Below are 6675 nucleotides of genomic sequence, written 5' to 3' on the forward strand. Positions count from 1 at the left end.
CGAGGCCTACCTGAACGGCGGCCCCGCACCCACGTTCACCTACCACCGCTTCTGGGCCCAAGCCGACATCGCCATCGCCCTCTCCACCTACTCGGACCTCTTCGAGTAGCACCGGACCGGCACCGACCGATCGGAGCCCCGGGGCGCAATCGCCCCGGGGCTCTGATCCGTTAACACATAACTCCCGCTATGGTGTTCGCCACTCGATAGGAACGAGTGGAAGAACGGGGAGAACGTGACTCCGCTCCCCATCCAGAAGGAGGGGGCTTCCAGCCTCACGGCTGCGGTCCAGCCCGAACCGACCCTTTTCGGGACAGGGGGAACTTATCACGGGGACGAGGGAGACGACTCCCCCACCGGTCATGGCCGGCGCCTCCCTCGCTAGGAGAGCGATGGACTACTGCACCACCTGCCAACGGCACCTCAACGGCGCGCTGATATGCCCGGGTTGCGGAGAGTTGACCAACAACGCGACCCGGAACGACGGCGGAACGGACGGCACGGCGAAGCTGCCGGCGCTCGCGGCACCACCCGATCCCGGCGCGGGCGTCGGCGCCGCTCGCGATGGCGCGCGGACCGGCGAGCCCGGCCGCGAGCCCGATCGCCACCACGACGACGACCGTGACGCCCCGGCGACGGACCCGCCCGCTCCGCTGCCCGTGCACGTCCCCGGCGGCCGACGCGCGGCGCGCGCCGCGCACGCCGCGGTCCGCCGCACCGGCCGGCGCCGCTATCTGTTGGCCTCCGTGCTCGGGATCGCCGTGCTCGGCGTCACGGTCGCCGAGGTCGGCGACGTGGGCCTGCCGCCGGTGCTCAACCCGATCGACTCGGGCCGGGAGTCGGAGGCGGCGGACACGCCGAGCCCCTCGGAGACCAGCGAGGCGGCGGACGAGGACGGCGAGTCCGCATCGGACTCGCCGATCGACCAGGTGACGGACGGGGAGACGACCGACCCGGAGGATCCCACGCCGACGGAGGAGAGCACGGACGAGTCGTCTGAGGAGACGACCCCGCCCGCGGTCGAGGAGTCGGGCTCCGTCGAGACCTCCCCGGCGCCCACCACCTCGGAGCCCGACTCCGAGACCTCGACCACCGCCGAGCCCGACCCCGAGTCGCCGCCGCCCTCCGATCCGGAGCCGGAGGAGCCGTCGCCGAGCCCGACCGAGGACGACTGCTGGTGGATCTTCTGCTGACCGCCCCGGCCCCCGGCCGTCACGCCCGCAGATAGGCCAGGACGGCCAGCACCCGGCGGTGGTTCTCGCCGTCCACCCGCAGGTCGAGCTTCTGCAGGATGCTCCGCACGTGCTTGTGCACCGCGGCCTCGGTCACGTGCAGCGCCCGGGCGATCGCCGCGTTGGAGCGCCCCTCCGCCATCAGCGCCAACACCTCGCGTTCCCTCGGGGTGAGCCCGCGCAGCGGGTCGTGGCGGCGGTGGAGCAGCTGCCTGACGACCTCCGGATCCATCACCGTGGCGCCGCGCGCCACCCGGGCGACGGCGTCGGCGAACTCGGCTACGGCGCTGACCCGGTCCTTCAGCAGGTAGCCGAGGCCGCTCTCCCCGCCCAGGTCGAGCAGGTGGGTGGCGTAGGACTGCTCGATGTACTGGCTGAGCAGCAGGATCGGCAGGTCCGCGCGGTCGGCGCGGAGCGTGCGGGCGGCGCGCAGCCCGTCGTCGCCGTGGTCGGGTGGCATGCGGACGTCGGTGACGACGATGTCGGGGCGGAGCGTGCGGGCCGCGGCGAGCAGCGCGTCGGCGTCGCCGACGGCGGCGACGACCCGGTGACCGAAGCGGGTGAGGACGCCGACCAGCCCGTCGCGCAGCAGCGGCGAGTCCTCGGCGAGCACGATGTCCAGCGATTCGGTCAGCGGCACGGGATCTCCACGTGGAGCAGGGTGGGGCCGCCGGCCGGGCTGGATATGCGGAGGCGGCCGTCGGCCGCGGCGACGCGGTCGGCGAGGCCGACCAGGCCGCTGCCGCCGGCGGGGTCGGCGCCGCCGGCGCCGTCGTCGGTGACCGTGAGGACCAGGGTGTCGGCGTGCACCCGGGCGTGCACCGCGGCGTGGTCGGCGCCGCTGTGCTTGGTGACGTTGGCCAGCGCCTCGGCGACGACGAAGTAGGCGGTGCTCTCGACTGCGGTGGCGAGCCGGTGCGGCAGCTCGATGTCGAGGGCGACCCGGGGGGTGGCGGAGCGTGCGGTGAGGTTGTCGACGGCGGCGCCGAGGCCGTGGTCGGTCAGGGCCTTGGGGTGGACGCCGCGGCTGAGCTCGCGCAGCTCGGTGACGGCCTGGGTGACCTCGCGCTGGGCCTCGGCCAGCCGCTTGCCGACGGGCGACGCGGGCTCCGCGTCGAGGAGTGCCATGCCCAGCATCACGTTGACCGAGACCAGCCGCTGTTGCGCCCCGTCGTGCAGGTCGCGCTCGATGCGGCGGCGCTCGGCGTCGAAGGCGTCGACGAGGCGGGCCCTGGAGGCCCGCACCTCCCGCAGCTCCCGGCCGAGTTCGCCGTCGCGCGGCGCCAGGATCAGCCGGGTGAGCGCGGCCCTGGCGCCGGCCCAGGCGGTGATCGTGTAGGGGGCGGCGGGCAGCAGGGCGAGGCCGATCACCGTCCAGGGCCAGGCACCCGGGTCGTCGATCGGCGAGAGCGCCAGCAGCACGGGCAGCCCGAGCGCGAAGCCGAGGACCAGCACGTCCATCCACCACAGGGCGGTCAGCGAGACGGCGGTGAAGCCCAGCTCCCGCCAGGTCGCCGGCTCGCGGAGCCGGGCCTCGAGCCAGGCGCGCGCCCCGGCCCGCGGGGGCGGCCGGTGTGGCTCCGCCACCGGGTCGAGGTCGACGAGCCGGAGCCGCCAGCGCTCGATCCTGGCCACGGGGATGCCGGAGAGCGCGACGCCGAGCAACGGCACGACGCCCACGAGCAGAAGCAGCCCGACCACCCCGACCAGGGCGGTGACCAGCAGGATCACGGACGCCAGCGCGCCGAACGCGGCGCCGGAGAGCAGATAGCCGAGGGCCCGCCAGGGCCAGGGTGAGGAGAGGAAGCCGAGCGGGCGCTGGGCGAGCGCCTGCCAGGCCGTGCGGTGGTGCATACCGGCCACGCTACGAGATGCCGGGAGGGCGGCGCGGTAGTGCGGGCACTACTCCATGTTCTCGCGCTGGTGTGACTGCGCCGGGGGTGGTGCGGCGGCTGCAATGGCGGACATGTTGATTCGTACTTTCCGCCGGCTGGCCTGCGGGGCGGCGGCGGCCCTGGCGCTCTGGTCGTCGGCGGCGTCGCCGCCGGCGCTGGCCGCGGCCCCCGCCGAGCGGGCCACGCTGGACGGGGCCGCCGTCGACCGCTATCTCGACGACTACCTGGCCGAGACCGGCCTGCCGGGCGCCGTGGTCGCGGTGACCAGGGGCGCCGAGGTGGTGCGCGTCGCCGGCTACGGCCACGCGGCGGGCGGTGCCGAGTTCACCGCGCGGACGCCGGTGCCGGTGGCCTCGCTCTCCAAGTCGATGACGGCGATGGCGGTGCTGCGGCTGGTCGAGGCGGGCGAGGTCGAGCTCGACGAGCCGGTGCGGCGCTATCTGCCGGAGTTCACCATGGCGGACCCGCGGGTCGACGAGATCACCGTGCGGCAGTTGCTCAACCAGACCTCGGGCATGGCCGACTCGGCCTATCCCGACCTCACCCGCCCCCAGCCCGACACCCTGGAGGAGGCGGTCGCGGCGATGCGCGGGGCCCGGCTGGCCGCCGACCCCGGCACGGCCTGGAGCTATCACAACCCAAACTACTTCGTGCTGGGGCGGCTGGTGGAGGTGGTCAGCGGCCGGCCGTTCGCCGGGTACCTGGCGGACGAGGTGTTCGGGCCGCTCGGCATGGCGGACACCGCGTCGGTCGACACCACCGAGGACATGCCGGAGCGGGCCCGGGGCTACGTCAGGGCCTACGGGATGGTCTTCGAGCGGGCCCATCCCCGATGGTTCACGGCCGGCGGCTTCGGCGTGGTCTCCACCGGGGAGGACCTGGCCCGCTGGCTGATCGCCCAGCGGGACGGCGGGGGCGTCGTCTCGCCGGCGGGCGCAGCGCTCGCCCTCACCCCTCCGGAGGGCGAGCACTACGCGATGGGCTGGCGCACCAGCCTGCCCGGCGAGGAGCCCCGGCGGATCGAGCACACCGGTCAGCTGCTGACCCAGAACGCGATGCAGACGCTGCTGCCGGACAGCGACATCGGGATCGCGGTGGTGGCCAACACCGGGATGATCGCCGGGGACGACGCCCAGCTGATCGCCGAGGGCCTGGTCCGGCTGGCCCAGGGCGAAACCCCCAGCGTCCAGCGGCCGTTCTCGATGACCGCCGACCCGGTGCTCGCCGTCCTCACCCTGCTGGCGATCGGCCTTGCGGTGCTCGGCGTGGTCAGGTCGCGGCGCTGGGCGCGGCGCGCGGCCGGCCGGCCGTGGTGGCGCACGGCGCTGCGGCTGCTGCCCCACGCCCTGCCGATCGTGCTGCTCGTCGAGCTGACCGACCTGGTGGGCCTGGTGCTGCACCGGCAGGGCACGCTCTCCCAACTCGGCTACGCCTGGCCGGCGTTGCTGATATGGGTGGTGGGCACGGCGGTGGCCGCGGCGGCGGTGCTCGCCGCGCGCGGGGTGGCCCTGGTGCGCGCCCGGCGGGCGGCTCAGCCGGCACCGTGGAGTGCGTCGAGCAGCATGGGGAGCGAGGCGCGCAGCTCCCGGTTCCAGTAGGCGGGAGCGTGGGTGCCGGCGTAGAGGTGGGTCGCCGGCTCGGCGCCCTCGGCCCGCAACAGGTCGACCAGGGTGTGGTTCTCTTCCAGCAGCACCGTCTCGGTGGGCGAGTAGACGTCGTCGGGGAAGGGGTCGGCCGGGTCCTCCAACCCCGGGATCTCCTCGTCCGGCTCGGTGTCCGGCGGGTCGAGCGCGCCGAGCCGCCCGTCGCCGCAGGCCAGGTAGAGCGGCAGCTCGGCCAGGAGCCGGGCGTGGTAGGCGGGGTCGTGCGCCCGCCACACCTCGCCCTGCCGCTCCGGATCGCCCCACAACGCCAGCCAGTCGAGGCCGAGGTACGTCATCCCGGCGCGCACCGCGTGCGGGTGCTGGTGCGGGTGGACGAAGCCGCTGTAGCTGGCCGCCGCGCGGAACAGCCCGGGGTGGCGGGCGGCGTAGGACAGCGTGCCGAACCCGCCCTGCGACAGGCCGCCGGCCACCCGCCGGTCGCCCGCGCCGTACCGCGCCTCCACCAGCGGCACCACCTCCCGTAGGTGGTAGGACTCGACGCGGGGCGGACCGCCGGCACCGTGGTTCCACCAGTCGGTGAAGAAGCCGAACAGCGGCATGCCCGGCATCACCACCAGCACGTCGCGCAGTTCCGGCACGTCCTGGAGGGCGAAGTCCACCGTCCACGTCAGGTGGTCGCCGTCGCCGCCGGGCAGCAGGTAGAGCGTCGGCCAGCGGAGCCCGGGCCGGCGCCGCTCCCAGCCGACCGGGGTCAACAGCCGCACCCTGGCCGGCCCGCCGAGCGAAGGCGAGTCGAAGGAGAGGTCGACGAGCCGCTCGCCGGCCGCCTCCTCCCGCACCGTCCGCGGCCACCCCCGGGCCGCGGCGGGCGGGCCGGCGCCGGTGGCGAGCGCGGCACCGCCGAGCAGCGCGGCGAGACACGTCCTTCGGGTCGGGCCGCTTCGGGTGGGGCTGAGGTGGTGGGGCATGGCGTTCCTCCTCGGGCTCGCGGTCGTCGGACGCGCGGCCGCCAGTCTCCGACCGGCTCGCCGGTCCCGGCATCCGCCGCCGGGAGACGCCGGCTACTCCCCCGGCGGTAGCCGACGCGAGGTCAGTGGTCGCGGGGTCAGTGGTCGCGGCGGAAGTGGAGGAAGAGGCCGGGGCCCACCGCCCGTTGGCCGACCAGCCGCATCCTGACCGGGCGCGGGGTGGGCAGGAACGGCTTGCCGCCACCGAGGACCACGGGCCTGACGTAGAGGCGGTACTCGTCGATCAGGTCGACCAGCGAGGAGGCGAGGCCGGCGCCGCCGAGGTCGAGGATCCCCTCGGTCTCGGCCTTCAGCCGGGTGACCTCGGCCACCGCGTCCCTGCTGCGGACCAGCCTGACGCCCTCGGGCACGGTGTCGAGGGTGTCGGAGAACACGATGCGCGGGGTGGCCACGTAGGCGCGGGCGAAGTCGGCCTCGACCTCGGGCAGATCGTCGCGGCGGGCCGCCACGGTCCAGGGCTCCTCCATCACCTCGTACATCCGCCGGCCGAAGAGGAACGCGGCGGCCTGCCGCGCCTGCTCGTTCGCCATCCGGTGCGTCTCCTCGTCGGGCTCGGCGAAGCCGAAGCCCCCGTTCACGTCCTCGACATAGCCGTCGAGCGACATGATGGCGGAGTAACTGAGCGTTGCCATGGCGGCGGCCTTCCCGCAGTCGGTGGTGTCCCGTCCCGAGGAGGGACCGGGCGGCCCGCCGAAACTCATCGCCCCGCCGGAAAACTCACCGCCGGGAAACGGACCGAGGGCCCCGGTCGGATCGACCGGGGCCCTCGGTGGGGAAGGGGTGTCGCGTGGAACGTCGGGTCTACGCGTCGCCGAAGAGCGAGGTGTAGGTGGAGAGGGCGATGGCGATGTCGGCTTGGGCCCAGAAGCGGTGGTAGGTGAACGTGGGTGCGGGGCCGCCGTTCAGGTAGGCCTCC

The 6675-nt window shown here is 74.6% G+C and carries 8 protein-coding genes; 3 read left to right on the plus strand and 5 right to left on the minus strand.

Annotated elements, in window-relative coordinates:
* Both ACYVPE_RS38725 and ACYVPE_RS38730 read left to right on the plus strand, forming a co-directional pair.
* Nucleotides 1–109 (plus strand): glycoside hydrolase family 48 protein (locus ACYVPE_RS38725; protein ID WP_461038542.1); only part of this gene is annotated, 109 nt, incomplete at its 5' end.
* A 283-nt stretch (nt 110–392) separates the two neighbouring features.
* Nucleotides 393–1193: an SCO2400 family protein gene (locus tag ACYVPE_RS38730; RefSeq protein ID WP_461038537.1), complete on the plus strand. Its 801-nt coding sequence runs from the start codon at nt 393–395 to the stop codon at nt 1191–1193.
* A 19-nt stretch (nt 1194–1212) separates the two neighbouring features.
* Here the strand turns inward: ACYVPE_RS38730 and ACYVPE_RS38735 are convergent, their stop codons facing one another.
* Together ACYVPE_RS38735 and ACYVPE_RS38740 are read right to left on the minus strand one after the other, a co-directional pair.
* Nucleotides 1213–1866, minus strand: coding sequence for a response regulator (locus tag ACYVPE_RS38735; RefSeq protein WP_461038543.1), 654 nt, complete (start codon nt 1864–1866; stop codon nt 1213–1215).
* A complete protein-coding gene (locus ACYVPE_RS38740) occupies nt 1863–3086 on the minus strand; it encodes a sensor histidine kinase (protein ID WP_461038538.1) in 1224 nt (407 codons plus the stop codon). The genes ACYVPE_RS38735 and ACYVPE_RS38740 overlap by 4 nt, the downstream gene beginning before the upstream one ends.
* A gap of 112 nt (nt 3087–3198) precedes the next feature.
* On the opposite strand from ACYVPE_RS38740, the gene ACYVPE_RS38745 reads away from it, so the two are divergent.
* On the plus strand, nt 3199–4725 hold the full coding sequence (locus ACYVPE_RS38745) for a serine hydrolase domain-containing protein (protein ID WP_461038539.1): 1527 nt from the start codon (nt 3199–3201) through the stop codon (nt 4723–4725).
* On the opposite strand, the gene ACYVPE_RS38750 is transcribed toward ACYVPE_RS38745, so the two are convergent.
* The 3 genes from ACYVPE_RS38750 to ACYVPE_RS38760 all read right to left on the minus strand — a co-directional run.
* Nucleotides 4659–5699, minus strand: a complete 1041-nt coding sequence (locus tag ACYVPE_RS38750; protein WP_461038540.1) for an alpha/beta hydrolase — start codon at nt 5697–5699, stop codon at nt 4659–4661. The two genes, ACYVPE_RS38745 and ACYVPE_RS38750, sit on opposite strands and share 67 nt — an antisense overlap.
* Before the next feature lie 137 nt (nt 5700–5836).
* Nucleotides 5837–6391 carry a dihydrofolate reductase family protein gene (locus ACYVPE_RS38755; RefSeq protein ID WP_461038541.1) on the minus strand — a complete coding sequence of 185 codons (555 nt, stop codon included), beginning with the start codon at nt 6389–6391 and terminating at the stop codon, nt 5837–5839.
* 169 nt (nt 6392–6560) lie between these two features.
* Nucleotides 6561–6675: glycoside hydrolase family 48 protein (locus tag ACYVPE_RS38760; protein ID WP_461038544.1), on the minus strand; the 115-nt coding region annotated here is incomplete at its 5' end.

This window comes from Streptomyces mayteni (assembly GCF_054783955.1).

What these genes read in the sequence shown, in the direction of transcription:
- ACYVPE_RS38730 (WP_461038537.1), top strand. Translation starts at nt 393, where the DNA reads ATGGACTACTGCACCACCTGCCAACGGCACCTCAACGGCGCGCTGATA.
- ACYVPE_RS38750 (WP_461038540.1), bottom strand. Translation starts at nt 5,699, where the DNA reads ATGCCCCACCACCTCAGCCCCACCCGAAGCGGCCCGACCCGAAGGACG.
- ACYVPE_RS38755 (WP_461038541.1), bottom strand. Translation starts at nt 6,391, where the DNA reads ATGGCAACGCTCAGTTACTCCGCCATCATGTCGCTCGACGGCTATGTC.
- ACYVPE_RS38745 (WP_461038539.1), top strand. Translation starts at nt 3,199, where the DNA reads ATGTTGATTCGTACTTTCCGCCGGCTGGCCTGCGGGGCGGCGGCGGCC.
- ACYVPE_RS38740 (WP_461038538.1), bottom strand. Translation starts at nt 3,086, where the DNA reads ATGCACCACCGCACGGCCTGGCAGGCGCTCGCCCAGCGCCCGCTCGGC.